This window comes from Burkholderia stagnalis, from assembly GCF_039848545.1.
Taxonomy (GTDB): Bacteria; Pseudomonadota; Gammaproteobacteria; order Burkholderiales; family Burkholderiaceae; genus Burkholderia; species Burkholderia stagnalis.
Genome location: NZ_CP156686.1, coordinates 1090621 through 1116287, shown reverse-complemented (window position 1 = coordinate 1116287; position 25667 = coordinate 1090621). Strand labels below are relative to the sequence as shown.

Sequence of the window (25667 nt, the reverse complement as noted above, 5' to 3'; positions counted from 1 at the left end):
CTGCTTCTTGTACACCCTCGGCGTTCGTCAGGCGTGGAAGCCCGAGTGGCGCCGGACGTCGGCAAGCAGCGCTGCCAGCGCGCATGAAGCGAGCCTGGTGGCCACGCCATCTGCGCGACTCGTCAGCACAATCGGCACACGTGCGCCGACCACGACACCGGCGCACGCCGCACCACCCAGGTATTCCAATTGTTTTGCCAGCATGTTGCCGGCCTCGATATCCGGCACGACGAGGATGTCCGCCCGGCCCGCGACCGGCGAATCGATGCCTTTGTCGATGGCTGCGCGCTGCGATACTGCGTTGTCGAATGCGAGCGGACCGTCGACGATCGCGCCCGTGATCTGGCCACGCTCGGCCATTTTGGCCAGCGCCGCCGCGTCAAGCGTCGAGCGCATCGCGGGATTGACCGTTTCGATCGCACACAGTACGGCGACGCGCGGACAGGTCACACCGAGCGCGTGCGCGACGTCGATTGCGTTCTGCGTGATGGCGGCCTTCTGCGCGAGATCCGGTGCGATGTTGACCGCCGCGTCGGTCAGGATGAACGGTCGCGGATAAGCGGCGGTCTCGATCAAGAAACAATGGGAGACCCGCTTGTCGGTACGCAAGCCGGAATTCGCCGCGACGACAGCCCCCATCAATTCGTCAGTGTGCAGGCTGCCTTTCATCATCGCCGCCACCCTGCCCGCAGCGGCGAGTTCGACCGCTTTCGCCGCCGCCGCGTGACTGTGCGGCACGTCGTGAATCGTCCAGCGCGCGAGATCGATACCGGCCGCTGACGCCAGTGCCTGGATCCTGGTCCGGGGTGCAACGACCACGAGTTCGAGCACGGCGCCAAGCGGCGAATCGCCGAGCGCCGCGAGCGCGGCAAGGCTCACCGGGTCGCACGGATGCACGACCGCAATGGGCAGCGGCGGCATGTCGCAGGCCCTTGCAATCAGCGTCGGCAGCCCGCCATCCGGCGGCGGCAGCAGGCCCGGCAGGCTCGTTCCGTCGTCAGGATCGGACTGGACGATATTGTTCATGTCGCGACGATTCCAGCTGGTTGTTCGGTACCTCATTCCGCGCCGCTCGCCATGGTCCGGCAAAACGACCGTTTCACTGTGTGTTTGCGACGCTTGGCGGCCGTTGATCTGAATCAAGCGCACGGGTGCCCTCCTTCTTAGACTGAATCGCACTGATGGATTCACCGCCGACGGAGCGATCGCGATGAGCGACAAGAGCGCAGCCGTGCACTTCGACACAAGCAACCGCGCTCATGCGCGCCTTGCGTTCGCATCACGGCTCGCACTGCGGTCCGGCGCGCATCTGACCGGCCTGGCCGCGGTCTATCGGACGGAACCCGGCTCGTTCCACGCGATGGCCGGGCCCGCGAATTGTTTCCGCGAACCTCGGGAACGCCCGCTGTTTGTCCCGTACGCGGGCGCATCACTGCTGTCGCGCGCATACGAGACCGGTACCGGTCCGCTCGTGATGGCGGCTGACGGGCCATGCTCTGGCGCGGGCTTCCGATGGGCGGCGCCACGCGTACCGTGCTGGCGTCGATGACGCTGCCGGTCCCGATGTCACATTGAGTGGGGCCATGCGTACCCTTGCGCTTCTCGTCCTCAATACGGGTTCGTCGAGCATCAAGTTCGGCGTGTTCACGTATCCGCCTCGCGGAGCACCGGAGCGCCGCCCCCTTTACGACGGCGAGGCGCGCGACGACGGTAACGGCATGTCGATCCGCTTTGGCACCGAACCGCAACACCCGCTGTCCCCCGTCGCCAGTGATCCTTGTCATGCAGTCATCACGTCGATCGCAAGGTGGATACGCGAGCGATTGCCCCATGTCACGCTGGGTGCCGTTGCCCACCGGGTGGTGCACGGCGGGCCGAATCATGTGGCGCCGGTCGTCGTCGACGATGCGGTACTCGGCGAGCTTCGCAAGTTGACGCCACTCGCGCCGCTGCATCAGCCGCGGATCCTGAACGCGATCGATATCCTGCGCGCCGAACTGCCCGGTATCCCGCAGATCGCAGTATTCGATACCGCGTTTCATTGCACGCTGCCGCGCAACGAACAATTGCTGCCGTTGCCAAATGCATGGTTCGATAAAGGGGTGCGCCGCTACGGATTCCACGGCTTGTCATACGCGTATCTCGCCGTTGCACTCGACGAGGCGTTCGGCCCGCTGGCACACGGGCGCGTGATCGCCGCGCATCTCGGTAGCGGCGCGAGCCTTTGTGCGATGCGCGAGCTGCACAGCATCGCAACGACGATGGGCTTCTCGGCGCTCGATGGCCTGATGATGGGTACGCGTTGCGGTTCGCTCGATCCCGGAGTCGTACTGCACCTGCTCGACACCGAACACCTGTCGCACGCTGCGCTGAGCCGGATGCTGTACCACGAGTCGGGGCTCAAGGGTGTATCCGGCGTGTCTGCGGACCCACGTGTTCTCCTTGAACGCGAGGCCCGCGGCGACGCTAGCGCGCGTGACGCGCTGGCGCTTTACGTGCATCGGATCGTGCGCGAGGCAGGTGCGTTGACCGCCCTGCTTGGCGGCCTCGACATGTTGGTCTTTACGGCCGGCGTCGGCGAGCATTCCGCAGCGCTGCGCGAACGAATCTGCGCGTCGCTGGGCTGGCTCGGCCTCGAGATGGACATGTCTGCCAATGCGACGCACGCGCATGTGGTCTCGCGCAAGTCGAGTGCAGTCACCGTCGTCGTCGAGCCGACCAACGAGGCGTGGATCGCCGCACGCGACGCGCTGCGGCTGCTGCGGGACGACCGGCAGGCTTGATCCAGATCAGCGAGGTCGGCGCCCACGCCCCGATGATGGACGTATCGACGCCTGCTCAAGGGAACTGCCATGTACTCGAACATATTGGTCGCGCTTGACGGCAGCGAGACATCGTCGCGTGCACTCGATGCTGCGCTGACCCTCGCGTCCGAGACGAATGCACGGCTTACTCCCGTCTACGTAGTCGACTTTCTCGTGCCGGCTTATGACCCGCTCGGCTACGATCCGTCGATCCTGATCGACGCATTCCGTGAAGAAGGGCTGCGCGTCACCGCCGACGCCGCGAAACGCATGGCTGAACACGGTGTGTCCGGCACGCCGCGGATCGCCAATGTCGAACCGGCAGGCGAAGACGTCGCACAACGCATCCTGATCGTGGCCAGGGACGCTGGCGCCGATCTGATCGTCATGGGAACGCACGGCCGACGCGGCTTCCGGCGGCTGATGCTGGGCAGCGTTGCCGAGCGCGTGCTGCGGGGCGCCACCTGCGCCGTCTTGATGATTCCCGCGCGAGCCGCGCCGACGCCTGCCGCCGAAGCCACTGCGGCATCGACCGAAAAGGAGCCGTCATGAGCTACAAGACCTTGCTCGTCCATCTCGACGACAGCGAGCGCTGCAAAACGCGGCTCGCACTGGCACTCGATCTCGCAGGGCGCTGGGACGCGCATCTGATCGGTTTGTACGTGGTCTGCCAGGACCTGTTCGAGCCATTGATGCGCCCCGATGAACCGCTCAAGCTCGCGGTGTACGAGCGCTTGTGCGAGGAGCGCCGCAAGCAGGCAGAAATCAGGTTTCTCGAGGCTGCTGAACGCGCGGGGCGTAGCGTCGAGTGGCGGGCGCCCGCCGGCCCGGCAACGGACGTCGCGACACTGCATGCGCGTCATGCCGATCTCCTGGTGCTCGGCCAGACCGACCCTCGCGACCGCACGACTTTTATCGCGCACCATTTCGTCGAGGACGTGCTGATGGGCAGCGGCCGTCCCGCCATCGTCGTGCCGTATGCCGGCCGGGTGCGCAAGCTCGGCAAGAACATTCTGGTTGCCTGGGACGGTGGCCGGGAGGCCGCCCGAGCGGTCGCCGATGCGCTGCCGCTGCTCACGCACGCCCGCTCCGTCAACGTCGAAACCGTGGCACGCAAGCGCCCCGATCCGGACGAGACCCCGGCAGGTGTCGACGTCGCTGCCTACCTCGAGCGTCACGGCGTTCGCCCGTCTTTTTCGACGACGCCGCGCGAACCGGACATCGGCTCGGGTGCGACGCTGCTTAATCGGGCCAGCGACCTGCATGCCGATCTTCTCGTAATGGGCGCGTACAGCCACACCCGGATGCACGAGCGTGTACTCGGCGGCGCCACACGCACCGTTCTGAAAAGCATGACGGTGCCGGTGCTGATGTCGCATTAATCCGTCAGGGGGCAGCCGGGTCCGGCTGCCTCGTCACCGTTTACAGGGCTGCGGCACGCGCGTCGGCATTGTCCCGCACGAGCAGGACCGGTCGATCCGCCGTGCGCAGCAGCGACTCCGCGACGCTGCCCAGCAATGCCCGGCGGATGCCATGGCGGCCATGCGTCCCCATTACGATCAGATCGGCATCGCATTCGGCGGCCGCTCGGGCAAGCGCCGCCGACACATTTTCGCCGGATGTTTCGATCGTATGCGCGGACCCGCGCACGCCGCTTAACCGGAACGCGGTCTCGGCGTCAGCCAATACCGTGCTGGCGATGTCGGTATCCAGAGGGTTCCGGTCGCGTTGGTCGACATAACCGCTGTCGATATCGGTGAGCCGCGGCGCGTCCGACACGGCACACACCGCGACGACAAGGCCGCCCGACGCGCAGGCAAGCCGGATCGCCTCGTCAAGCGCGAGGCGCGCGCCGCGGCTGCCGTCCAGCGCTGCAAAGATCCGTTCGTACATACCGCCTCCCCGTCGCTCGTCCGGTGTCCGGTGTCCGGTGTCCGGTTTCCGGTTTCCGGTTTCCGGTTTCCGGTGTCCGGTGTCCGGCTCCCAGTCTGAGCCGGGCCGGGTTGCGCCGCTTGATGCGGGTCAAGCATCGGCCCGGGGGCGCTTGACGGCAGGCCCGCACGCGCCCCGATTGGCGAAATCATGGCAAACCGCGCACAATTCCTCCAGAAAAGCGTACCAGCCAGCCTTCGCGAGCTTGGCGTCCGGCCGCAGCGTGCCGGCTGCCGGCGATTTTCTTCGGGATGAACGCCCATGACCGCGCATGCATCTTTCCCCGGCGCCGCCCAGACGTCTCGCCGCGTACGCTTCATGCACCGCGCGTCTGTCGCCGCGCTGCTTGCCCTCGCTGCCGGCGTGGCCGGATCGCTCGTCGCGGCCGGAAGTCTCCAGGTTCGGGCACATGAGACGGCACGGGCTCAATTCGAGCGCATGGCGACGCTCGCTACCCTCAATCTCCAGCACGATCTGCTCAACGCTGCAGCCGTGCTGCGAGGCGCCCGTAGTTTCGCCGTCACGACCCGACAATCCGACGACGCGTGGCGACGCTATGTCGCCGGTCTCGATCTCGAAAGCCTGCAATCGCCTGTTCGCACCCTCGGCATCATCGGCGCCGGCGCAGCAGCGGACGACGATCCAGGGACGCAACGCGCGCTGCGACGCGCGGCCGATAGCGGCAAGGTGGCACTGGCGGCGAGGCAGGTGCGCGACCGTGCCGACACGACGGCGGACCATCCGGACTTCGTGCTTTATCTTCCGATCGATACGGGCGGCGCTGCCGCGCCTGCCGACGAGCAGCGGCGAGCCGAGACCGTCGGATTCGTCTACGCCGGCCTGGATGTACGACGGTTGTTCGATCCGCCATCGATGAGCCAGCTTGGCTTACAAGTCACGGCGGACAATCCGCCGGCGGTCATCTATTCAGGCGCCCTGACCGCGAACGGACACGCGCCCGACGACGAATTCGTCAAACGAACGGACACGCTGACTTTCGGCGGCACGTCGCTTTCACTCGCCTACAGCGCCGCCCTGCCCGACACGTCCGGCGCCGCGATCGTGATCCTGCTCACGGGTATCGCCGTCTCGCTCGCGCTTGCCACGCTCGTCCATCAGGCCGTCACCCGACGTCATTTCGCGGATACCCCCGGAAGCGGCGCCCCACTTTCCGAAGCGCGCATGATGGGCATCATCCGATCGTCGATGGAGGCCATTATCACCATCGATGAACGTCAGACGGTCGTGATTTTCAACCCCGCGGCGGAACACGTGTTTGGCGTCTCCGCCATGGAAGCAATCGGCGCCCCGCTGTCCCGTTTCATTCCGGAACGTTTTCGCGCCACGCACGCGAAGCACGTCGAACAATTTGGCGTGACAGGTGTCTCCGAGCGGAAAATGGGGCAACAACGCGTGCTGTTCGGGCTGCGCGGGGACGGGACCGAGTTTCCCATCGAGGCATCCATTTCGCAAATCCGCGACGGCACCGGCAAGTTGTATACGGTCATGCTTCGTGACGTGACCGAACGTGTCCGCGCGGAGAATGCGCTCAAGCAATCGCGCGAAGAACTGCGCGAATTGTCGGCCAACCTGCAGAACGTCCGTGAAGAAGAAAAAACCCGCATTGCACGAGAACTGCATGACGATCTCGGCCAACAGCTCACCGCACTCAAGATGGATCTGTCCGCCGTCGAGCTGGGACTGGCGAAGCATCTCCCGCCCGGTACCGCCGTGCGCGACCAATTGGGTGGCATGCACCGCCTGATCGATTCCACCGTCGCCTCGGTTCGGCGCATTGCGGCGGATCTCAGGCCGGTGATGCTCGACGATCTCGGTCTCGTCCCCGCGATCGAATGGCTCGCGAACGATTTCACGAATCGCTACGGAATCGCAGTCGAGCGACATATCGATCCCGCCGACACGGTATTGACCAATGCCGGCGCGACCACGCTGTTCCGGATCGTTCAGGAAGCGCTGACCAACGTCGTGCGGCACGCCGACGCAACGCACGTGACGTTGATGCTGAAAGTCGACGACGGATACTGCTTGTTGCGAATCGCCGACAACGGCCACGGCGCGCCGGATAGCCGGACGAAGGCGCGCGACCATCCGTCGTTCGGACTGATCGGAATCCGCGAGCGTGCGCACATGCTCGATGGCAATGTGACGATCGACAACGAGCCAGGCAAAGGTTTCACGATCACCGTGACGCTGCCGCTCCACGCGATCCGGCAAGGGGGCGTGTTGTCATGATCAAGGTACTCATCGCCGACGACCACGCTCTTGTCAGAGACGGCCTCCGTCACATCCTGCAGAACGCCAGCGACTTCGAAATCGCCGGCGAAGCGCGGGATAGTGCTTCAACGATGGCGCTCGTACGCGGCACGAATGCAGACGTGCTGGTGCTCGACCTGTCGATGCCCGGCCGCAATGGCGTCGAACTCATCAAGCAGATCAAGGATGAAAAGCCGTCGTTGCACATCCTCGTGCTGACGATGCACGCAGAACAGCAATATGCGGTGCGCGCATTCCGTGCGGGTGCGGCCGGCTACATGACCAAGGAAAGTGCGAGTGCCGAGCTGGTTGCCGCGCTGACCAAAATCGCCGCCGGCGGCGTGTATGTCAGCCTCGCCATGGCCGAACAGTTCGCGCAAAGTCTCAACGAGCCGACCGACATGCTGCCGCATCAGCGCTTGTCCGACCGGGAATTCGACGTATTTCGCCGAGTTGCGTCCGGTCAGTCGATTTCCGAGATCGCCGAGGAACTTTGCGTGAGCGTGAAGACCGTCAGCACCTACAAAGCCCGTATTCTCGAGAAGATGCAGATGTCGAACGAAGCGGCGCTCGTGCGCTACGCGATGCGACACAAGCTGTTCGACGATCAGGATGACCTGTGAAGATCGCCGGGATTCCCCTTGTCATGCGGAAGGCGCGGGAAAACGCCGATCCCCGGAGAACGCGTCAGTTGACATGACGCATGGATACAAGATTCCGACAGGTGTGTAGGAACCGTCCTACAGCGCTTCCCTATCGCCTACCGCATCTGCAAGTCTCGCTGATTTCGCTTGCGCTTCAAGCGATACATACTGGGCAATAAGAAAACCAAGTAGCGTGTGCCGCCCGGAACAAGCGCAGTTTCGTCGCCCGACAACCGCGGTATCGATCAATCGGCCAAACCGGTGCGGGTCTCCTCTCATGAAGACGGCAGAGCATCGCCGTCGCATACGACAGGGTCAACATCGTCAAGCCCATGGCACGGGTAAGGTGCGCTGCTGACCGTATTTGCAGGAGCAGATGATGCTGACCAACGTCGATGTCGCGACGTCCACGCCGTTACACCCCATCATTCCGCTGCATTCGGTGGCGCGCGAGGATCAACCGAAACGGAGTACTTCCCGCTGTTCATCGTGCGCACTACGCAACGTGTGTATGCCGCAAAATCTGACGCCCGACGATTTCGCGCGGCTCGACGCGATGATCTGCACGACTCGTCATGTCAAACGCGGCGATTCCCTCTACCGCGCGGGCGACGTGTTCCAAAGCATCTACGCGGTAAGGACCGGTTCGTTCAAGACCGTCATGATGCACCGCGACGGCGACGAGCAAGTGACGGGTTTTCAGATCGTCGGCGAATCGCTTGGACTGGACGGCGTGCACAGCGGCCGTCACAACGGCGATGCAATCGCCCTTGAAGACAGCACCGTCTGCATCATTCCCTTTGGCCAACTCGAACAGCTGTGCCGTGAAAATCGCGCGATGCAACATCATGTGTACCAGATGATGAGCGGCGAGATTGTCCGGGAGTCAGGGCTGATGCTGCTGCTCGGCACGATGACCGCCGAGCAACGCGTCGCCGCGTTCCTGCTGAATCTCTCCGCGCGCTTCAAGGCGCGGGGCTATTCATCTGCGGAATTCATCCTGCGGATGACACGCGACGAAATCGGCGGTTATCTCGGCATGAAGCTTGAGACGGTGAGCCGCATGCTGTCGAAATTCCAGCGGAGAGGGATGGTCGCAGCGCAGGGCAAGCAAATCCGCATCGTCGACCCGGACAGTCTCGCGCAAGTCTGAATTCGCATTCAACGGGCACCGTGCGCCTCGCTAGCGCTCCCGTTGCGCCGAGCGAATGGCCGCCAGTCGGGCGCGCACGCGCCGAATCGCGAACACCATCACGAATTCGCGCACGTGCGCCCCCTCTTCGAGATCCTTGATCTCTTCGTCGAGCCAGCGTTTCAGCGCGTCTTCCGGGATCGCCAGTTCCCGGGCCACCTCTCGCAGCGGCTCGAACCATCGCTCGTCCTGCATCGCGCTCCCTCCTGCGTGCGCGCGCCACTCCATTCAAGACTAGCCTCACCGCACGCGCGCCGCATGACTCGGCCACCCGCGCGCTTGACATGGGTCAACGGCCGCAGGCCGGTTGCTGACACGATGAAATTTGACGGCCAGCCGCAATTGCTGTTGCGCATCGGACGCGGCCCACACACGCCTCGTGCTCCCCGTCGGCCACTCGACGAGGTGATTTCACCGGCGCGTCCGCGCGCGTGCCATGCAGGGCTCTACGCCGACGGAGGAAAAACATGAATATCACACGCGAACTCGCCGCTGGCCTGATCATCGCGCTGGCCGGCGTCGCCAGAGCACAGACGGCAGTGCCCGAACCGACCGAGCTCGTCGACGCGCAGCACTGCATGTTCTGCCATACACCCGACATGCCATTCCTCGCGCCGTCATTCCACCAGATCGCGGAGCGGTATCGCGACGTTCCGCGTGCGCAGGAACAACTCGAGATCAAGCTGCGGCTCGGGGGGCGCGCGCATTGGGGCGATACGCCCATGCCGTCGGCCGCCGAGCGCGGCGGCCCGCTGTCGCGGGATGACGCGCGCCGGCTCGTACAGTGGGTTCTGAGCCAATAGCCACGGCCGCCCATGTCGGATGCAGTCAAGCGCGTTTCCGCCGGCACCCGCCGCAGCAATGCCCGGCGAGATCGCCCCACGCGTCGCGGCGCCGAATTCGACGTCATGACGCAAGAAGCGCGCGGCAAACCTCGCGCCACGGCGCCACGCACGGCCGGAATCCACGGCGATCTGCGGCCCCTGCCACGCCGGAGCCGCCGGTTTGCCGAACGCCTGGCCTGCGCTCCGGCCGACGAGGATGCCGCATTCCTGAAACGTCCCGGCATGCGTGGCATCCGGTTGCAGCTCGACTACTGGAAAGCCGAGGAGCGCCTGCAATGCGAGCGAATCGGTCACGCGGTCGTGATCTACGGCAGCACCCGTATGGTCTCACCGGCGGTGGCGAGCGCACGGTTGGCCGAAGCGAACCGTGCGCTGGCTGAGCGGCCGCATGATGCACGGCGGCGCCACGCGGTCGCCGAGGCAAGCCGGCTCGTCGAGCACAGTGCGTACTATCGCGTCGCGCGCGAATTCGGACGCCTTGTGGGGCGGGCTGCCTGCAGCGTTCGCACGGCACGGCTTGCCGTGGTCACGGGCGGCGGCCCGGGCATCATGGAAGCCGCCAACCGTGGCGCATACGAGAGCGGTGCGCCTAGCATCGGATTCAACATCGAGCTCCCGAGGAAACAAATACCCAACCGGTACATCACGCCCGATTTGTGTTTCCGCTTCCACTATTTCGCCATCCGTAAATTGCATCTGCTCGAACGCGCGAAGGCCGCGGTCTTCTTTCCCGGCGGATATGGCACCTTCGACGAACTGTTCGAGGTGCTGACGCTCCTGCAGACAGGCAAGATCCCTCCGCTTCCCGTGATACTCGTTGGCGAAGCGTACTGGCGTCGCGCGGTGGATTTCGAGTTCCTCGCGGACGAAGGGATGATCGACCGCCACGATCTCGAGCTGTTCACCTATTGCGAATCCGCTCCGGATATCTGGCGCGCGATCGGCGACTGGTACGAGCGGCAACGCATTCGCCCGCGGATGCGACGCAAGACGTCCCGGACGGGACGTCGCGTGTAGGAATCCACTGAGCGCGTCTGCACGATCCCTCCGCTGTCTTCAGGGCTATCTTCAGGGCCGCCTTCTTGATCCCGCCGTCGGCCCGCACCCGCTACGCGGCATGCCGGCGGCACATGACGTTCAGTCGACGACAAGGTTGTCGACGACCGCACGCACGCCCCGCGCCGACCAGGCCGCGCCGCGCACCGCCTTGCGTTCGGAAAACGATCCGACCTTCCCCGACAAGGTCACCGTTCCGTCGTGCACCTCGACGCTGATGTGCTTGGCCTCCCGTTCGGCGTGACGCATGATCGCGCGCTTGATGTTCCCGCCGATGTCGAGAGAGCCGACCGTTCCCAGCACGGCGATGTGATTCGTCACGCCGGTCACGCTGCGCATCTGGGAAATCGCGCGTACCGCCATGTGGCTCTGATATGCCCAGTCGACCTTGCCGGACAACGTGATCCAACCGTGCTCGACCTGTACCTTGACGGTGTCGTCGTGCAGGCCGACCGTCCAGTGAAGAACCGAGCGCACTGCAATGGCGATGTCCTCGTCGGTCCGGACGTCGTCGTTCGGCAAATGCACGGTCATGTCGATCACGACGGCCTTGACGCCAGATACGCGGTTCGCCGCACGCTCGATCGCGAGCTTCTCGGCATAGCTTGGCGGATGACCCGACAGGGTCACGATGCGATTGGCCACCTCGACGCCGATACGGGTCGAGTCGATGGACGGGTCGGATTCCAGCTTTTCCTGTACTTCCTGCTTCAGTTGCTTGTCCGTTTTCATCGCCTGCTCTCCTATGAGCCACGGCGTTCAAATCCGCCGCGTCAAAATCAGATTTGCACGAGCGCGGTCCGGATTCGCTGATTCAGGTCAATGGAGACGCCGCGGTGCGAGCCGTTGCCGGCCGGTTGCATCGACTCGTGCCGAAGCATGCGATGGATGCGCGCAATCTCACGGGCTACCCGATGGATGGTGCCCGACCGGCCGCTTGAGCGGACAAGACGTCAGGCGCGCCCAATGAAACGAACGGCGCGCGGGTCATCCCGTGCGCCGCCTCCCTCCCCTGGGCCGATGTGTCGCCGAATCGGCCAGGCATCGGTCAACTGATCGTCAGCTTTTTCTGGCCGACGGGTGCCTTCTTCGGCAGCGTCAATGACAGTATTCCGTCCTGGTAGGTCGCCGTCGCGGTCGCCTCGTCGACTTCGTCCGCGAGCGAGAACGACCGGCTGATTGCACCGCTATAGCGCTCGCGCCGGATCACGCGCTCGCCTTCCTTTTGTTCCTTGCTGCGCTCGACCTTCGCGTTGATCGACACCGTGCGGCCAGTGACCTGAACTTCAATGTCGTTCTTTGCAACGCCGGGCAGTTCCGCCTTGACCAGATAGGCACTGTCGTTTTCCGTGACGTCGATCTTCATCGACGCGAACTCGGGCTCGTCCGGCAGCGACAGGCCGCGCAGCGGCCGGAACAGCCCCTGGAACAGGTCGGAAACGGGTTCCATCGAGAACGGATCGTAACGCGTCATGTTGCTCATGTTTGCACTCCTCGAACGGTGATCGGGCCGGCGCCGTCGTCCCGACAGGGGCGGCCCGCGATGAAGCACGCGTCAGCGCGACGTTGCGTGTCGCGTGCGGGACGAACGTTGTTCTTTCAAAGTCAGCGTAACGTCGTGTGCCGCCCGCTGCTTGATACGCGTCAACCGCGCAGGCGAGATCACGCGCAGAACCGGAAGAACCCGCTGTGCAACAGGATCGGGTGTCCGCCAACCTCCTCGAGCATCCGGCGCGCGGCGCACTCGATGGCAGGACGATGGCGCGCAAACGCGTTGGCGAGGTCTTGTTCGCGAGGCGAAGCCGCGCCGAAATGATCTTCCAGCGCCTCGGCCGTGATCGCGCACTGCACGCGATCACCTTCGACGAGGGCCGGGAACGCCAGAACGAGATCCGGAGCGGAGTATTCCGGCTTTTCGGCAGGAAACGAGATCTGCATGGTGGTCACCTGGTTCGGCGGCTGTTGCACAAAGCGTAGATTCGCCGGCCTGGTGACGGTTGACCTGTGTCAATCGCGCCGCACGGCTAGGCCGCGGCAACAGCGGCGGGCGGTGCATCGTCACCGCGCATGAGCAGCACCGGGCACCGCGATTCGCGCAGGAAGCGCTCGGCCACGCTGCCGATCACCATTCTCCGGACGCCGCGCCGCCCGTGCGTGCCGACCACGGCAAGGTCGATGGCGTGGTCATCGACGTAACGCTGCAGGCGCTCCGCAATGTCCTCGCCGAGGCTGTCGGTCTCGACAAGTTCCGTCTCGCCGTTCACGGCGGCGCGTGCAATAGTTCGCTCGGCGTCATGCAATACCGCCACACCCGCACGCCGATCCGCCTCGATCAACGCGTTCGGATCGAGGCGTCCGGGGTAGGTGAACACCGCCGACTTGTCGACGACGTAGACCGCGGAAACCCGGGCATGGCAAAGCCCGGCCATTTTCAAGCCTTCTTCAAGGGCTCGCCGCGACGACGTACTACCGTCCATTGCGACCATGATCCTTGTGTACATTCGAACCTCCCCGGATGCAAAACCTTGCCCTGTCATCGCGTTTGGCTGCGTCACAATCATCGACGCTCGACGCGCGCGAACATTGACTTCCGTCAAGCGTCCTTTGGCGGATCGGCACGCCCGGTCATGCAGGCACGCGCGGCACTCGCCCTGGCGCGATCCAACGACGGCGGCACGCCCGAACAACGGGCCACGCTTGATGCAGGTCAAGCGCCGGCGCAGCAATGTTCGTTTGAATACATGGAATCGCTGCACATGCCGCCCATCCATACCGACGTCACTCGGAGTCCCCATCGTGCGAAATCTGCCACGCCTTCTCAGCCTTGTGTTCAGCATGCTCCATGTCCGCGGCATTCGGGCGACGCGTATCCGCTCATCGGGTGATCTGTCGGCAACGCATGCGCGTGTTCCTGTCCCCGTGCCATGCCGGTCTCGCGACATCTCCCGCATACGGTGACGGGCGGCAACGCGCGTCGCAACGCGCGCTCGGTCGATCGGGCGCTTCAGCGCGCGGCCACCTACGCGCACCCCGCCGGTCGGATCCGGCGGATCGAGACTCACTTGTCGATCGTGTATCTTGCGGGGCGCTACGCATACAAGATCATCAAGCCGGTGAAGCTCGGTTTCGTCGACCTCACACGGGCCGAACGGCGGCGACGTTGCGCGCAGGCGGGATGCACGCTCAACCGTCCGTTGGCAGGGCCGCTGTATCTGGGTGTACAGCCGCTCGTCGCTCATGGGCGGCTCAACGCTTTCGGCAGCGATGTGCGTTCGCGTCCCAAAGGGGGGCGATTCAACGACGCGTCGCTTGAATACGTCGTCAGGATGCGGCGTTTCGATGCAGACGCGGTGCTTTCCGCGCGCTGCAGGCGACATGACGAGGGCCTTGCAGACGCCGACGCGTTGGCGGCCGCGCTCGCACACTATCACCTGCACGCCCCCCGCCGGGCACCGCATGCCGGCTTCGGAAGCGCCGGCTGCGTGACGGCCCAATGCCTGCCGCTTCTCGATGAGCTCGACGCGACGGTGGCATCCGAGGCGGCACTGCGCACCTGGATCGCAGCGGAGCTTGAGCGCATCGCGCCCCGGCTTGACGAGCGCCGCCAGAATGGTTTCGTGCGTGCCTGCCACGGCGATCTGCATCTGGACAACATTGTCCGCTGGCGCGGCCGGCTGCTGATGTTCGATTGCATCGAGTTCGACGACACGTTGCGCTGGATCGACGTCGCCAGCGATCTCGCGTTCGCGTTGATGGACTATTCGGCGCACGGCCGCGACGACTGTGCACACCGGCTGCTGGCCGGCTGGCTTGCGCTGACGGGTGATCACGGGGCACTCGACGTGCTGCCGTTCTTCAAAACCTATCGCGCGCTTGTGCGCGCGCTTGCCGCTCGGTTGCGCGGCGATGACGCAGAGCGCACGCGCTATGTGCGCATCGCGATGGATGTCGTCGCGCATCGGCGCGACGTGCGACCCTCGCTGCTTCTATGCCATGGCGTGTCGGGTTCCGGAAAATCGGTTGCAAGTCTCGCGCTCGCCGGCAGACTTGATGCCATCCGCTTGTCGAGCGATGTGGAGCGCAAGCGCCTCGCCGGCTGCCCGGAAGCGGCTCGATTACCGGATGCGGCGTATTCGGATGCGGCCATCGACGGAATATACGATCACCTTCTCGAGCATGCGAAGACCGTGATCGAATCCGGCCATACCGCGATCGTCGATGCGACGTTCCTGCACGAGCGCAACCGGGCGGCATTCATCGCGCTTGCGAATCGCCTTCAGGTTCGGGTGATCATTCTGGCGTTTTCGGCAAGCCCCGTGATGCTCCATGCGCGCGTCGCGGCAAGAGCGGCCCAGCGGCGTGGCGCATCCGACGCCGATACAGCAGTACTCGCAGGGCAGCTCGCACAGGCCGAGCCGCTGACGGACGCGGAGCGCGCGCTCGCGATCCGGTTCGATACCGGCGTCGAGCCAGCCGCCTACGAAGGCGACGCATTCTGGTCCCCTTTACTCGCGACGCTCGCGGACGACGCGAGTTCGGGTTACGCGCGCCGTCAAGGTTGCAGGCGGGGCCATGTGGGCGGCCAAGCCCGCGACGCCGCGCTCGACGAGAGCGTCTAGACTCGCCGCTTGTCCTCGAGATGCGGTTGGCGCACCGCGACGAGGCGCAGTTCGTCCAGCAGGTTTGCCGCGGCGTGAATCAGGTCATCCAGCGTGACGATTCCGATCAGACCGCCGTCGTCCGATACGACCGGCAGCCGCCGCACGCCATGCTGGCGCATTCGCCTTGCAAGCAGCCAGACGTCGTCCGCGCCGTGCGCGACCACGGCCGGCTCCGACATCATGTCGCCGACGAACAGCGTCCGCGCCTCGGCATCCGGACTCACGACGGCGAGCACGATATCGCGATCGGTCAACACGCCGACCGGCATCCGGACGCCCTGATCCTCACGCACCACCACCAGATCGCCCGCATGCAGTCCGCGCATCTTTTCGGCTGCTTCGACGACCGGTGTCTGTGGGCCACACGTGGCGACCGCACGTGTGCAAAGTGTGGCAGCGTTCATTTTTCCCTCTCCAAACCGACGGTAGTCGTGTGCATGCGGTGATTTCCTCGGCATCGCCCGACGCGATGCGAGCGCGACCGGGGCGCCCCCCGCGCGCGATTGACCGCCTCGGCTCGCCCGGCTTACATCACTATCGGGGAACTCGGAAATTCGTCAACAGGAGGACGACTTACCGGAAAGTGCTTCCGCAATAGTTCGGTAACCAGTTCGATACCCCGCAGCACGCCCAACTGGTAATCTCCACGCCGGAAATCCGCTTCCATTACCCGGCAAATCGCTTCCCATTCACCGCTATCTACCTTGGCGTGGATACCACGATCCGCGACGATTTCGACGTCCCTGTCGGCAAGCAGCAGGTATATGAGAACCCCGTTGTTGTGCTCGGTGTCCCAGATCCTGAGCTGAGAGAAGACGTCTATGGCGCGTGCCCTGGCAGACGTTCCCTTCAGAAGCGCATTGGTGTGAAGTGCCCCTTCGACCGCAAATCTGACTTGGCCAACGTGTGCGTCGTGACTGACATGCACCGCTCGTTCAATGGCGCGAAGGGATCGGCGCGGGAACGCGGCATTGACTCGCCAGCGTGTCATGAGGAGATGTCGAAGAAGCCGTTTCAGGTCCATGTCTACCACCTGCCAGATGCACCGCCGCCGCCGAATCCACCGCCTCCTCCACGGAAAATGTCCCGGTGCGAATCGCCGCCGAGCCGCCCGCTTCCGCCTCCGATGAAGCGGCCACCAACGGCCCCCATGCCACTACCCAGCAGCGTGAAGATCAACGCCATGAGCCCGGCTGCCGCGGCTATGAAGATTGCACCGGACAAAATCCATGCGATCACGCCAATGATGCCTCCCGTGACACACGCGCCCGGCAATCTGCCAAGCACCGCACGAAGCAAGCCACCCGCCATGACGGTCAGGAGAAAGAGAACGGGTAGCAGGCGTCCCGCCCCGTCCGATTCACGTTGCCGCTTTTGGGGTTGCGGCAGGGGCTCGCCGCTCACGACCCGCATGATGCTATCGGTGCCGGCCGAGATGCCACCATAGAAATCGCCGCTTCGGAATCGCGGAACGATCACCTCGCTGATGATTCGATTGCTCGTCGCATCGGTAAGTACGCCCTCGAGACCGTACCCCACCTCGATGCGAAGTGCGTGGTCATTTTTTGCGACAATCAGCAAAACGCCATCGTCGACGTTCTTGCGTCCGAGCTTCCATTGCTCGACGACACGCATCGAAAACTGCTCGATCGTTTCCGGTTCGACCGTCGGGACGATAAGGACGGAAATCTGCGTTCCTTTCCGAGTCTCGAACGCCTTCAAGGTCTGCTCGAGAGCGGCCTTCTGTTCGCCCGTTAACGTGCCGGTCTCGTCGGTCACCCTCGCAACGAGAGGTGGCACCGGTACATCCGCCCGGACAACCGTTCCGCCGAGGGCGAAAAATATGGCAACGACTGCAAGCACCAACCGGAATATGCTCAATTCGACACCCCACCAGCGGACGCCGGTGTCGAGCCGAAATCAACACGCGGCGGCTTCGCAATCTCCGCTTCGTTACCCACGGAGAAGTTGGGCCTTTCCGGATAGCCGAACGCTCTCGCCGTGAGATTGTTCGGAAACGAGCGCACCGTGGTGTTGTACGCCTGGACGGAGCGTATGTACCTGTTCCGTGCAACGGCAATGCGATTTTCCGTTCCTTCGAGCTGGGCCTGCAGGTCCCTGAAGTTTGCGTCGGATTTCAGTTGCGGATAGTTTTCCGATACGACCAGCATTCGGGACAGTGAACTGGTCAGTTGCCCTTGCGCAGCTTCAAATCTCGCAAACGCCTGCGGGTCGGCAATGAGTTCGGGCGTCGCGCGAATCGAGCCGACCTGAGCACGCGCCCGGGTCACACTCGTCAGTACGTCTCTCTCCTGATTCGCGTACCCCTTCACCGTATCGACGAGGTTGGGAACAAGGTCCGCACGGCGTTGATACTGGTTCAGCACCTCGGACCAGTTGGCCTTGACCTGCTCGTCCTCGGCCTGGATGGCGTTGTAGCCGCACCCGGTCAGGCTCGTCAGGATGGAGGCGACCATGACGATCCAGAACATGCGCACCCCACCATGTCGTGCAGGCGGAATGGTTGATTGCGCCATCATTCATGCACCTCTCTCGCATATTGTCGGCCACACGACATTCACAAACACCCGGTAGTGCTGTTCCCAGCGTATGAATCCGCACGAACAGCGGCTTGACGTACGTCAAGCGTGCCACGCCTGACTTACGCCGCCTGTATGCCGCATCCCGCCCGGCGCCGGCGACCCGGCACGGGCGGCAATACATCGTACGAAACGCATTCGAGCCCTGTTGAGCCACGTCAACTCGTCTACATAAACGAGCGATAAATTGAAATGCGAGAACTATCGGATTCCCGATCGCTGCGCGTGGGGAAACACAGGCAACGTTGCACCGCCAGTCTGATCGCGACCACGCTTCCGAGAAGAAATTGCTTCGCCGCTGGAGCCGAACGATGGATGACAATCCGCATGCCGCGCGACCGTTCTGGAAGTCGCGGTCGGTGATCGCACTCTTGGCCTTTTCAGCCATTGCGTTGTTCCTTTTGCTTTCCGAACACCGCGCCCACTTCCTTGGTGTGCTGCCGTACCTGCTGCTACTGTCGTGTCCGCTCATGCATCGGTTCATGCACCACGGCCATGGACACCAGCATGGTGAACAGGGAACGAAAGTCCGCCATCCTGATTCGGGAGACAGTCATGAGCCGCGTCGATGACGGTTACGGGCTATGGGGCCTGGTGGTCGTCAATTCACTGGTCTTCGTCATCTTTGCGTTCAGCTTCTTCAAACCTGCAACGAAGCGGGACTGGCGAACGTTCGGTGGCTTTTCCGCCTTCATCGTGGCGCTGTTCGCCGAAATGTACGGCTTCCCGCTCACCATTTACCTGCTATCAGGGTGGTTGCAATCGCGCTTCCCGCGCACGAACCTGCTTACACATGACTCCGGGCACCTCTGGTGGACCCTCACGGGTCGGCACGGCGACCCGCATGCAGGGCTTCCTCATCTGCTCAGTTTTTTCGTCATCCTTGGCGGTTTCTTCCTGCTTTCTGCCGCGTGGCATGTCCTGTACGAAGCTCAGCGCAGCAAGGCGTTGGCGACGACCGGACCGTACGGCCGAATTCGGCACCCGCAATACGTCGGGTTGTTCATCATCATGCTGGGCTTCCTGCTGCAATGGCCCACGCTTGTGACATTGGCGATGTTCCCTGTGCTGGTCTTTATGTACGTCCGGCTCGCGATACAAGAGGAACGGGAAACGGAAGCGCGATTCGGCGCCGCGTGGCGCGACTACGCTGCGCACACGCCCAGGTTTTTCCCGATCTTCGGGGGAAGCGTCCGGCCCAAGTACATTGAATGCGGCTGACGCATTCAGCGTCGACGCCAGCCTCGAATCGCATTTTTCTCTGGACAGGGAGGCCACCATGAAGCCTTTCGCGACTGGCGTGGCGCTTTCTGCCACGGTTGTGTTCTTCTACGCTCTTTGTACGCTTGTCTGGATGGCACTTCCAGAGCCCTTCATGAACTTCATGAATGCGCTCTTTCATGGGCTCGATTTCCGGCGTCTTCAGACCGGCGAACCGCTGTCCTGGTGGTCCGTTGTCTACCCGGCGTTCGTGTTTGCAGCCTGGTTCTTTGCGGCTGGCGCATTTTTCGCCTGGTTACACAACCGGCTCCGAGGAGCGCATTGACGAAGTCCGCGCGCTCGGCCGATCAAAGGGATACCTCGCCGCGTGGAGCATGCCTGCGCCGATTGAAAAGGAGCGTCAAGATGAGCCGTCAACGTGGCGAAGGCAGGTCGTATCACCCGCGAATGCCCGACCGTTCGTCGCCGGGCGCGCATCTTGCGCACGGCGCGAAAGAACCGCTGCGCGACCCCGTCTGCGGGATGAACGTGACCGAGGCATCACGCTTTCACGGCGAGCACGACGGTATGCACTACTACTTCTGCAGCGACGCCTGCCTGACGAAGTTTCGAGTGGCCCCGGGAAAGTACGTCGTCACCCCGCCCGCAGATGCGGCGATGACAGTGCCGCAGGGCACGATCTACACGTGCCCGATGCATCCGGAGATCCGCCAGGACCATCCTGGACAGTGCCCCAGGTGCGGCATGACGCTGGAGCCGGTTCTGCCCGACATCGACGCTCGCGAGAACCCGGAACTGGTCGATTTTCGGCGTCGCTTCTGGTGGACACTCCCGCTGACCGGCACCGTCTTCGTGCTGGCGATGGTTGGCCATCGGCTCGGATCGGTGTCCGCGTCGACCGGGAACTGGGTCGAGCTTCTCCTCGCCACGCCGGTCGTTCTATGGGCCGGCTTCCCGTTCTTCGAACGGTGCGTGCGTTCGTTCCTCGACCGCAGTCCGAACATGTGGACCCTCATTGGTCTCGGCACGGGTGCTGCCTACATCTACAGCGTCGTCGCCACCGTCTTTCCGCGCGTGTTTCCCGCGACATATCGCGCCCACGGCCAAGTCGGCGTCTATTTCGAAGCCGCGGCGGTCATCATTTCGCTCACGCTGCTCGGGCAGCTTCTCGAGTTGAGGGCACGCTCGCAAACGTCTGCCGCCATCAAGGCGCTTCTCGGGCTCGCGCCCAAGACCGCCCGACGCATCAACCAGGACGGTTCCGAGGACGATGCACCGTTATCCGACGTGCGTGTGGGAGACATGCTTCGAGTGCGGCCAGGCGAGAAAGTCCCCGTTGATGGCGTCGTCACTGCGGGTTCGAGTTCGCTTGACGAATCCATGATTACCGGGGAATCCGTCCCCGTGACGAAGCGTGTTGGCGATCATGTCATTGGTGCGACCATGAACGCGTCGGGCACGCTGGTCATCCGGTCGGAAAAGGTCGGCTCCCAGACCGTGCTGTCGCAGATCGTGCAAATGGTCGCGCAGGCGCAGCGGTCCCGGGCCCCCATGCAGCGGATGGCCGACAAGGTGGCTGGCGTCTTCGTCGTGGCGGTCGTCGGCATTGCGCTGCTGACGTTCCTGGTATGGGGCCTGCTTGGGCCCGATCCAGGCTGGATATTTGGCCTCATCAATGCAGTCGCGGTCCTCATCATCGCGTGCCCCTGCGCGCTTGGACTCGCCACGCCGATGTCGATCATGGTCGCCAGCGGCAAGGGCGCCTCGAACGGCGTGCTCTTCCGCGACGCGGCGGCCATCGAGAATCTGCGCAAGGTCGACGTACTGATCGTCGACAAGACGGGAACGCTGACCGAGGGGCGCCCGGCGTTCGAACGGGCCGCAGGCATCGACGGCTACACGGCCGATGAGGTACTTCGGCTGGCGGCCAGTCTTGACCAGGGAAGCGAGCATCCCCTGGCTGCCGCGATCGTCGCGGCAGCCCGTGACAAAAACATGGCCCTGGACCCCGCCGAGGGCTTCGAATCCGCGACAGGCATAGGCGTGCGGGCACGCGTTGCCGGCCGAACACTGGCATTGGGCAACACGGCGCTGATGCACGCCGATTCCGTATCCGTCGAGTCGCTCGCCAACGAAGCGGACAGCATGCGAGCACAAGGGGCTAGCGTCATGTATCTGGCGGTGAACGGACGCCTGGCCGGGCTCCTGGCCGTCGCCGACCCGATCAAGGCGACGACGCCGGAAGCACTCGCGACGTTGAAGGAAAGCGGCATGCGTGTCGTGATGGCGACCGGCGACGGCGTGGTGACGGCCAGGGCCGTTGCCGAGAAGCTCGGCCTCGACGAATTTCATGGTGAAGTCAAGCCGGCGGGCAAGCTCGATTTGGTGACGATGTTTCAACAGGCGGGACATGTCGTGGCCATGGCTGGAGACGGCATCAACGACGCGCCGGCGCTCGCGAAGGCCGACGTCGGCGTCGCCATGGGAACAGGCACGGACGTGGCGATGAACAGCGCGCAAGTTACGCTCGTGAAGGGCGACTTGCGCGGTATCGCGCGAGCTCGGGAGTTGTCCGAGGCAACGGTCGCCAACATGAAGCAGAACCTCGGCTTCGCGTTCGCATACAACGCGCTTGGCGTTCCTTTGGCTGCCGGGTTGCTTTATCCGTTCACCGGTTTGCTGCTGTCGCCGATGGTTGCGGCGCTGGCGATGAGCCTGAGTTCTGCATCCGTCATCTCGAACGCACTGCGGCTGCGAGACGTCAGGATTTAGGACCGTCTGCCCGTTCCTGCGTCAGACCGCGCACTCGTCCCTGCCGAATACGCGACACCGCGCCGCAATCGATGGGTCGCGCCCGGAACAATGTCCCGCGCCGTTTTGCAGGTCAGGCGCGCGGCCGCCAGCCAGTCGAGATGCCGCACCTGTTCGAAGCGTCGCGGAGCGGGAAAGAATTGATCCCGGCCAGTCACGCGCCAGCGCGCTTCGCGCGCGCTGGACAACGATACGACGCCAGCCGCCGGCGTCCGGGTGGCGCGGCGATGTGCATCGTTCAGTTGATGCGTATCAACAGAAGGCCATCGCGGATGCCTACGCTGAAAAGGTGGAAGACATCGCCCCGATGCACACACGTTCACCGATCGGAGGCCATCATGCATGCCGGACATCATTTCCTTCATGAACTTCGGCACGCGACGATGCCGACTTACTTTGTCTCCTATGTGTTCCCGCTGCTGCTCGTCGTCTACGAAACCTACAGGGTCGCGTATTGGGTCGGCAGGCATGGCTGGAACTTTGCCCAGTTGTCCCAGGCGGGCTATGAATTCACGCTGATGTTGATCGTGTTCGCGCTGCAGGTGATGCTCGACGGGGTGCTATTCATGGCCGCGTGGGTCAGCCGCCATCCTGACGTCGAGCATCGACACGCGAACATGATGTTCGGGATCGTGTGTTCGGCACTTGTCATTGCGTTCGATGTCGCGCTTCGGGCGGCATTCTGAACCGTCGCAAGCGCTGCTTGCGCGTCCAGGAACCCTGGCGTCGAGAGGCATGAATGGCCGATTCGGCGACGCTGCGCGCACATGGAGGCGGAGACAATGCAGGATGCATTCGGCTTTGCAGATGAATTCGGGCCGACGAGAACGATCCACGTCCACGATTCGTCCATTGGCCTCAGGGCGATACTGGTCATCGACAACGTCGCCGCCGGCCCTGCTATCGGAGGCTTGCGCATTGCTCCGGACGTCAGTGCCGAGGAGTGCTTTCGCCTCGCGCGCGCCATGACGTTCAAGAACGCCGCGGCGGGGCTCGCCCACGGCGGCGGGAAGGTCGTGCTCTACGGCGATCCCAAGATGCCTCGCGAGGACAAGGAGCACCTGATCCGTGCACTTGCCTGCGCGCTCGGCGACATCCGCGACTACATCTTCGGCCCCGACATGGGGACCGACGAAACCTGCATGGCCTGGGTCAAGGACGAAATCGGACGGTCAGTCGGCCTGCCGCGCGAGCTTGGCGGCATTCCGCTGGATCAGATCGGCGCGACTGGCTGGGGCGTCGCTCATGCAGCGGAGGTCGCCGCTCCATACTGCAATTTCGAACTCGCCGGTGCGCGTGTCGTGATTCAGGGCTATGGCGCCGTGGGCCGCCACGCGGCGCACTTCCTCGCCCTGAAGGGCGCAATCGTCGTCGGCGTGGCCGATTCGGCCGGCACGCTGGCCGATGCCACCGGTATCGACCTCGGGTTGCTCGACCGCCTCAAGGCAGAGGGCAAGTCCGTGCTCGACTATCCGCGCGGCGAAAAATTCGGGCGCGAAGCAGCCGTCGATGTCGAATGCGAAATCTGGATCCCCGCTGCCCGGCCGGACGTCGTGCATGAGGGCAATGTCGCCCGACTCGCAACCCGCCTCGTGGTCCAGGGGGCGAACATTCCTTTCACGCGCGGTGCCGAAGCCTGCCTCCACCAAAAGGGCGTGTTGTGCATCCCCGACTTCATCGCGAATGCCGGGGGCGTGATCTGCGCGGCCGTCGAGTATGCCGGCGGCAGCCAGGCAGCCGCGCTCGACAGGATCGCGGCAACGGTACGCGAAAACACCGCCGAGGTGATCGAGGCCGCCACGAGGCGCGGACAGTCGCCGCGCGACGCCGCGCTCGACCTCGCGACGGCCCGGGTCAGGAAGGCCATGTCGTTTCGCCGCTGGGGCGCCTTTTGATGCAAGCACGGCACGCAATGAACAGGAGACACCGATGAACGCTACGCTTGCGTCCGATGAACAACGGGAAGAGCGACCGGCCGCGGCTCGGCTGCCGCGGCTCGTCCAGATACTTCGCGCATTGGCTGGCGCCGGCTGGGCGCATTGCGTGGAGAGGCTGCACGTTGGACAAGACGTGATCGACGCAGCCACGAAGGAATTACAGCCGGGCGATCGCGACGCCGTCCGCTTTCGGAATATGCTCGAACAGCTCGGGCCTGCGTTCGTGAAGTTCGGTCAGTTGCTGAGCCTGCGGCGCGATCTCCTTCCCGAAACGTGGATCGATGAGTTGCAGCGGCTTCAGGACCAGGTCGCCGTGTTCCCCGGCGCTCGGGCAATCTCGATCATCGAGCGCGAACTGGGCCGCCCGATCGGCCAGTTGTACGCCGAGTTCGACGAAGCGCCGCTCGCCGCCGCGTCGATAGGACAGGTTCATGGGGCACGACTCGACGATGGCGCGAACGTGGTCGTCAAGGTGCAGCGCCCCGGGATTGAACCGGTCATCCACGCCGACGTCAGCATCATGCGCTTTCTCGCACGTCAACTGGAATGCTACGTGCCCGAGAGCCGTCGGTTCGGCCCGACCGATCTTGTCGAGGAATTCGCCCGGCTCATTGCGGACGAACTCGATTATCAGACGGAAGGCCGAAACGGCGATCGATTGAGAGCCGACTTCATCGATGATCCTGACATCTTCGTACCGCGGATCTGTTGGGAGCTGACCAGTCGACGCGTGCTCACGATGGAGCGAAGCATGGGGCACAAGCTCGTGCAACTGCCGCTTCGGGACACGCGGGAGCGGCAGCGACTTGCCGGGGTGCTGATGGAGTCATTCCTCAAGCAAGTTTTCGAACATGGCTTTTTTCACGGAGATCCGCATCCGGGCAATGTGTTCGTGTCGGCAGACGGGCGATTGTGCTTCCACGATTTCGGCATCATGGGCGAACTGTCGGCACGCGATCAAGGTGCGCTCGCCGAGCTGATTCTGGCGGTAGGCTCGGGTGATATCTCGTTGATGATCGATGCCTATTTCGAGATGGGCATCGCCGCGGCCGGGGTGGATCGAGAGGCCCTCAAGCGCGACGCGTCGGACGCGCTCGACGCGTACTACAAGGCAGCCGGCAAGGGCTACTCGTTCAGCGAGATCGTGCGTCAATTCCTGCAACTCAGCCGACGGCACGCGATCAGGGTGCCGCGCCAGTTCCTGCTGGTGGGCAAAGCCTTCATGCTGGTCGAGGCGCAAGCCGTGGCGCTCGATTCCAGCTTCAATGCGCTGCGTATCCTGCGCGACTACCTTCCGCGCTTGCTGGGGCGCCATGCGCTCGCGGCATTGACGCATGCCCCAGAATCGCCCGGCCTTTTCCGGATGATTCGCTCGCTGCATCGCGCCGCCGTCAATTTTCCCGACATCCTGAATCGCGCGGTCGATGTGCTGGGAAGCGGGAAAGCGACGCTGCGCGTCGAGCACGACCAGCTCCAGACGCTCGAGGCCCATCTCGACCGCGCGAGCAATCGCCTCAGCCTGAGCCTGATCATCGCGTCTGTCGTCGTCGGTTCGTCGATTGTCACGACATTCCACACCGGGCCCCACTATGCCGGCATCTCGCTATTGGGGCTGAGCGGTTTTGTGGTCGCCGCCGTGATGGGAATGGCGTGGGCCATTGCCATTTTTCGGTCGGGAAGGTTCTGAGCG

27 protein-coding genes are annotated in these 25667 nt (G+C 63.9%); 16 read left to right on the top strand and 11 right to left on the bottom strand.

Annotated elements, in window-relative coordinates:
- Window positions 1–27: 27 nt before the first annotated feature.
- Complete coding sequence (locus tag ABFO07_RS21765; protein ID WP_059801059.1) at window positions 28–1026, bottom strand: bifunctional enoyl-CoA hydratase/phosphate acetyltransferase; 999 nt, start codon at window positions 1024–1026, stop codon at window positions 28–30.
- 557 nt (window positions 1027–1583) lie between these two features.
- Between ABFO07_RS21765 and ABFO07_RS21760 the strand changes: the two genes are divergently transcribed.
- The 3 genes from ABFO07_RS21760 (at window position 1584) to ABFO07_RS21750 (ending at window position 4186) form a co-directional block, all read left to right on the top strand.
- A complete protein-coding gene (locus ABFO07_RS21760; protein WP_347469548.1) occupies window positions 1584–2783 on the top strand; it encodes an acetate/propionate family kinase in 1200 nt (399 codons plus the stop codon).
- A gap of 69 nt (window positions 2784–2852) precedes the next feature.
- On the top strand, window positions 2853–3356 hold the full coding sequence (locus ABFO07_RS21755) for a universal stress protein (protein ID WP_060149470.1): 504 nt from the start codon (window positions 2853–2855) through the stop codon (window positions 3354–3356).
- Window positions 3353–4186: a universal stress protein gene (locus tag ABFO07_RS21750; protein ID WP_347469547.1), complete on the top strand. Its 834-nt coding sequence runs from the start codon at window positions 3353–3355 to the stop codon at window positions 4184–4186. Before ABFO07_RS21755 ends, ABFO07_RS21750 begins: the two co-directional genes overlap by 4 nt.
- 40 nt (window positions 4187–4226) lie before the next feature.
- On the opposite strand, the gene ABFO07_RS21745 is transcribed toward ABFO07_RS21750, so the two are convergent.
- Window positions 4227–4697 carry a universal stress protein gene (locus tag ABFO07_RS21745; protein ID WP_059801067.1) on the bottom strand — a complete coding sequence of 157 codons (471 nt, stop codon included), beginning with the start codon at window positions 4695–4697 and terminating at the stop codon, window positions 4227–4229.
- A 300-nt stretch (window positions 4698–4997) separates the two neighbouring features.
- On the opposite strand from ABFO07_RS21745, the gene ABFO07_RS21740 reads away from it, so the two are divergent.
- The 3 genes from ABFO07_RS21740 (at window position 4998) to fnr (ending at window position 8807) form a co-directional block, all read left to right on the top strand.
- Complete coding sequence (locus ABFO07_RS21740; RefSeq protein WP_347469546.1) at window positions 4998–6989, top strand: PAS domain S-box protein; 1992 nt, start codon at window positions 4998–5000, stop codon at window positions 6987–6989.
- Window positions 6986–7633, top strand: coding sequence for a response regulator (locus ABFO07_RS21735; RefSeq protein WP_059883760.1), 648 nt, complete (start codon window positions 6986–6988; stop codon window positions 7631–7633). Before ABFO07_RS21740 ends, ABFO07_RS21735 begins: the two co-directional genes overlap by 4 nt.
- Window positions 7634–8033: 400 nt before the next feature.
- Entirely contained in the window at window positions 8034–8807 is a 774-nt protein-coding gene (gene fnr / locus ABFO07_RS21730) for a fumarate/nitrate reduction transcriptional regulator Fnr (protein WP_124491902.1), read from the top strand.
- A 30-nt stretch (window positions 8808–8837) separates the two neighbouring features.
- Here fnr and ABFO07_RS21725 read toward each other — a convergent pair whose 3' ends face one another.
- Window positions 8838–9041 carry a DUF3562 domain-containing protein gene (locus ABFO07_RS21725; RefSeq protein ID WP_059558593.1) on the bottom strand — a complete coding sequence of 68 codons (204 nt, stop codon included), beginning with the start codon at window positions 9039–9041 and terminating at the stop codon, window positions 8838–8840.
- 272 nt (window positions 9042–9313) lie between these two features.
- Between ABFO07_RS21725 and ABFO07_RS21720 the strand changes: the two genes are divergently transcribed.
- Window positions 9314–9649: a c-type cytochrome gene (locus ABFO07_RS21720; RefSeq protein ID WP_059986927.1), complete on the top strand. Its 336-nt coding sequence runs from the start codon at window positions 9314–9316 to the stop codon at window positions 9647–9649.
- 105 nt (window positions 9650–9754) lie between these two features.
- Window positions 9755–10708 carry a TIGR00730 family Rossman fold protein gene (locus tag ABFO07_RS21715; RefSeq protein WP_185642685.1) on the top strand — a complete coding sequence of 318 codons (954 nt, stop codon included), beginning with the start codon at window positions 9755–9757 and terminating at the stop codon, window positions 10706–10708.
- Window positions 10709–10828: 120 nt separating this feature from the next.
- On the opposite strand, the gene ABFO07_RS21710 is transcribed toward ABFO07_RS21715, so the two are convergent.
- The 4 genes from ABFO07_RS21710 to ABFO07_RS21695 all read right to left on the bottom strand — a co-directional run bounded on the left by ABFO07_RS21710 (window position 10829) and on the right by ABFO07_RS21695 (window position 13248).
- Complete coding sequence (locus ABFO07_RS21710) at window positions 10829–11479, bottom strand: BON domain-containing protein (protein ID WP_347469544.1); 651 nt, start codon at window positions 11477–11479, stop codon at window positions 10829–10831.
- Window positions 11480–11795: 316 nt separating this feature from the next.
- Window positions 11796–12230 carry an Hsp20/alpha crystallin family protein gene (locus ABFO07_RS21705; RefSeq protein ID WP_347469543.1) on the bottom strand — a complete coding sequence of 145 codons (435 nt, stop codon included), beginning with the start codon at window positions 12228–12230 and terminating at the stop codon, window positions 11796–11798.
- A 179-nt stretch (window positions 12231–12409) separates the two neighbouring features.
- The gene (locus tag ABFO07_RS21700) at window positions 12410–12685 is read right to left on the bottom strand and encodes a DUF1488 domain-containing protein (protein WP_059558577.1); all 276 of its coding nucleotides are present in this window, start codon (window positions 12683–12685) and stop codon (window positions 12410–12412) included.
- Between the two features lie 86 nt (window positions 12686–12771).
- Complete coding sequence (locus tag ABFO07_RS21695; protein ID WP_059801072.1) at window positions 12772–13248, bottom strand: universal stress protein; 477 nt, start codon at window positions 13246–13248, stop codon at window positions 12772–12774.
- A 423-nt stretch (window positions 13249–13671) separates the two neighbouring features.
- On the opposite strand from ABFO07_RS21695, the gene ABFO07_RS21690 reads away from it, so the two are divergent.
- Window positions 13672–15366 carry an AAA family ATPase gene (locus ABFO07_RS21690; protein ID WP_430733075.1) on the top strand — a complete coding sequence of 565 codons (1695 nt, stop codon included), beginning with the start codon at window positions 13672–13674 and terminating at the stop codon, window positions 15364–15366.
- On the opposite strand, the gene ABFO07_RS21685 is transcribed toward ABFO07_RS21690, so the two are convergent.
- The 4 genes from ABFO07_RS21685 to ABFO07_RS21670 form a co-directional block, all read right to left on the bottom strand.
- The gene (locus tag ABFO07_RS21685) at window positions 15363–15812 is read right to left on the bottom strand and encodes a CBS domain-containing protein (protein WP_060149467.1); all 450 of its coding nucleotides are present in this window, start codon (window positions 15810–15812) and stop codon (window positions 15363–15365) included. The two genes, ABFO07_RS21690 and ABFO07_RS21685, sit on opposite strands and share 4 nt — an antisense overlap.
- A 122-nt stretch (window positions 15813–15934) precedes the next feature.
- Window positions 15935–16432 carry a TPM domain-containing protein gene (locus tag ABFO07_RS21680; protein WP_059883764.1) on the bottom strand — a complete coding sequence of 166 codons (498 nt, stop codon included), beginning with the start codon at window positions 16430–16432 and terminating at the stop codon, window positions 15935–15937.
- 2 nt (window positions 16433–16434) lie between these two features.
- Entirely contained in the window at window positions 16435–17274 is an 840-nt protein-coding gene (locus tag ABFO07_RS21675; RefSeq protein WP_322229974.1) for a TPM domain-containing protein, read from the bottom strand.
- Window positions 17275–17285: 11 nt separating this feature from the next.
- Window positions 17286–17900, bottom strand: a complete 615-nt coding sequence (locus tag ABFO07_RS21670) for a LemA family protein (protein WP_230942530.1) — start codon at window positions 17898–17900, stop codon at window positions 17286–17288.
- Between the two features lie 419 nt (window positions 17901–18319).
- Here ABFO07_RS21670 and ABFO07_RS21665 point away from each other — a divergent pair, with 419 nt between their 5' ends.
- From ABFO07_RS21665 to ABFO07_RS21635, 7 genes are all read left to right on the top strand, one after another.
- Entirely contained in the window at window positions 18320–18580 is a 261-nt protein-coding gene (locus ABFO07_RS21665; protein WP_081073026.1) for a DUF2933 domain-containing protein, read from the top strand.
- Window positions 18564–19229 carry a methyltransferase family protein gene (locus tag ABFO07_RS21660; RefSeq protein WP_347469542.1) on the top strand — a complete coding sequence of 222 codons (666 nt, stop codon included), beginning with the start codon at window positions 18564–18566 and terminating at the stop codon, window positions 19227–19229. Before ABFO07_RS21665 ends, ABFO07_RS21660 begins: the two co-directional genes overlap by 17 nt.
- 58 nt (window positions 19230–19287) lie before the next feature.
- Window positions 19288–19554 (top strand): DUF5676 family membrane protein, encoded by a 267-nt coding sequence (locus ABFO07_RS21655; RefSeq protein WP_347469541.1) that lies wholly within the window; start codon window positions 19288–19290, stop codon window positions 19552–19554.
- Window positions 19555–19676: 122 nt separating this feature from the next.
- Window positions 19677–22001, top strand: a complete 2325-nt coding sequence (locus tag ABFO07_RS21650) for a heavy metal translocating P-type ATPase (protein WP_124491904.1) — start codon at window positions 19677–19679, stop codon at window positions 21999–22001.
- 71 nt (window positions 22002–22072) lie between these two features.
- On the top strand, window positions 22073–22726 hold the full coding sequence (locus tag ABFO07_RS21645; protein ID WP_230951483.1) for a hypothetical protein: 654 nt from the start codon (window positions 22073–22075) through the stop codon (window positions 22724–22726).
- A 96-nt stretch (window positions 22727–22822) separates the two neighbouring features.
- Window positions 22823–23935 carry a Glu/Leu/Phe/Val family dehydrogenase gene (locus ABFO07_RS21640; protein ID WP_347469540.1) on the top strand — a complete coding sequence of 371 codons (1113 nt, stop codon included), beginning with the start codon at window positions 22823–22825 and terminating at the stop codon, window positions 23933–23935.
- Between the two features lie 34 nt (window positions 23936–23969).
- Window positions 23970–25664, top strand: a complete 1695-nt coding sequence (locus ABFO07_RS21635; RefSeq protein WP_347469539.1) for an ABC1 kinase family protein — start codon at window positions 23970–23972, stop codon at window positions 25662–25664.
- Window positions 25665–25667 lie beyond the last annotated feature (3 nt).

Coding starts and splice junctions, on each gene's coding strand:
- ABFO07_RS21765 (WP_059801059.1), bottom strand. CDS start 1,026: ATGAACAATATCGTCCAGTCCGATCCTGACGACGGAACGAGCCTGCCG.
- ABFO07_RS21760 (WP_347469548.1), top strand. CDS start 1,584: ATGCGTACCCTTGCGCTTCTCGTCCTCAATACGGGTTCGTCGAGCATC.
- ABFO07_RS21755 (WP_060149470.1), top strand. CDS start 2,853: ATGTACTCGAACATATTGGTCGCGCTTGACGGCAGCGAGACATCGTCG.
- ABFO07_RS21750 (WP_347469547.1), top strand. CDS start 3,353: ATGAGCTACAAGACCTTGCTCGTCCATCTCGACGACAGCGAGCGCTGC.
- ABFO07_RS21745 (WP_059801067.1), bottom strand. CDS start 4,697: ATGTACGAACGGATCTTTGCAGCGCTGGACGGCAGCCGCGGCGCGCGC.
- ABFO07_RS21740 (WP_347469546.1), top strand. CDS start 4,998: ATGACCGCGCATGCATCTTTCCCCGGCGCCGCCCAGACGTCTCGCCGC.
- ABFO07_RS21735 (WP_059883760.1), top strand. CDS start 6,986: ATGATCAAGGTACTCATCGCCGACGACCACGCTCTTGTCAGAGACGGC.
- fnr (WP_124491902.1), top strand. CDS start 8,034: ATGCTGACCAACGTCGATGTCGCGACGTCCACGCCGTTACACCCCATC.
- ABFO07_RS21725 (WP_059558593.1), bottom strand. CDS start 9,041: ATGCAGGACGAGCGATGGTTCGAGCCGCTGCGAGAGGTGGCCCGGGAA.
- ABFO07_RS21720 (WP_059986927.1), top strand. CDS start 9,314: ATGAATATCACACGCGAACTCGCCGCTGGCCTGATCATCGCGCTGGCC.
- ABFO07_RS21715 (WP_185642685.1), top strand. CDS start 9,755: ATGACGCAAGAAGCGCGCGGCAAACCTCGCGCCACGGCGCCACGCACG.
- ABFO07_RS21710 (WP_347469544.1), bottom strand. CDS start 11,479: ATGAAAACGGACAAGCAACTGAAGCAGGAAGTACAGGAAAAGCTGGAA.
- ABFO07_RS21705 (WP_347469543.1), bottom strand. CDS start 12,230: ATGAGCAACATGACGCGTTACGATCCGTTCTCGATGGAACCCGTTTCC.
- ABFO07_RS21700 (WP_059558577.1), bottom strand. CDS start 12,685: ATGCAGATCTCGTTTCCTGCCGAAAAGCCGGAATACTCCGCTCCGGAT.
- ABFO07_RS21695 (WP_059801072.1), bottom strand. CDS start 13,248: ATGTACACAAGGATCATGGTCGCAATGGACGGTAGTACGTCGTCGCGG.
- ABFO07_RS21690 (WP_430733075.1), top strand. CDS start 13,672: ATGCCGGTCTCGCGACATCTCCCGCATACGGTGACGGGCGGCAACGCG.
- ABFO07_RS21685 (WP_060149467.1), bottom strand. CDS start 15,812: ATGAACGCTGCCACACTTTGCACACGTGCGGTCGCCACGTGTGGCCCA.
- ABFO07_RS21680 (WP_059883764.1), bottom strand. CDS start 16,432: ATGGACCTGAAACGGCTTCTTCGACATCTCCTCATGACACGCTGGCGA.
- ABFO07_RS21670 (WP_230942530.1), bottom strand. CDS start 17,900: ATGTTCTGGATCGTCATGGTCGCCTCCATCCTGACGAGCCTGACCGGG.
- ABFO07_RS21665 (WP_081073026.1), top strand. CDS start 18,320: ATGGATGACAATCCGCATGCCGCGCGACCGTTCTGGAAGTCGCGGTCG.
- ABFO07_RS21660 (WP_347469542.1), top strand. CDS start 18,564: ATGAGCCGCGTCGATGACGGTTACGGGCTATGGGGCCTGGTGGTCGTC.
- ABFO07_RS21655 (WP_347469541.1), top strand. CDS start 19,288: ATGAAGCCTTTCGCGACTGGCGTGGCGCTTTCTGCCACGGTTGTGTTC.
- ABFO07_RS21650 (WP_124491904.1), top strand. CDS start 19,677: ATGCCCGACCGTTCGTCGCCGGGCGCGCATCTTGCGCACGGCGCGAAA.
- ABFO07_RS21645 (WP_230951483.1), top strand. CDS start 22,073: ATGGGTCGCGCCCGGAACAATGTCCCGCGCCGTTTTGCAGGTCAGGCG.
- ABFO07_RS21640 (WP_347469540.1), top strand. CDS start 22,823: ATGCAGGATGCATTCGGCTTTGCAGATGAATTCGGGCCGACGAGAACG.
- ABFO07_RS21635 (WP_347469539.1), top strand. CDS start 23,970: ATGAACGCTACGCTTGCGTCCGATGAACAACGGGAAGAGCGACCGGCC.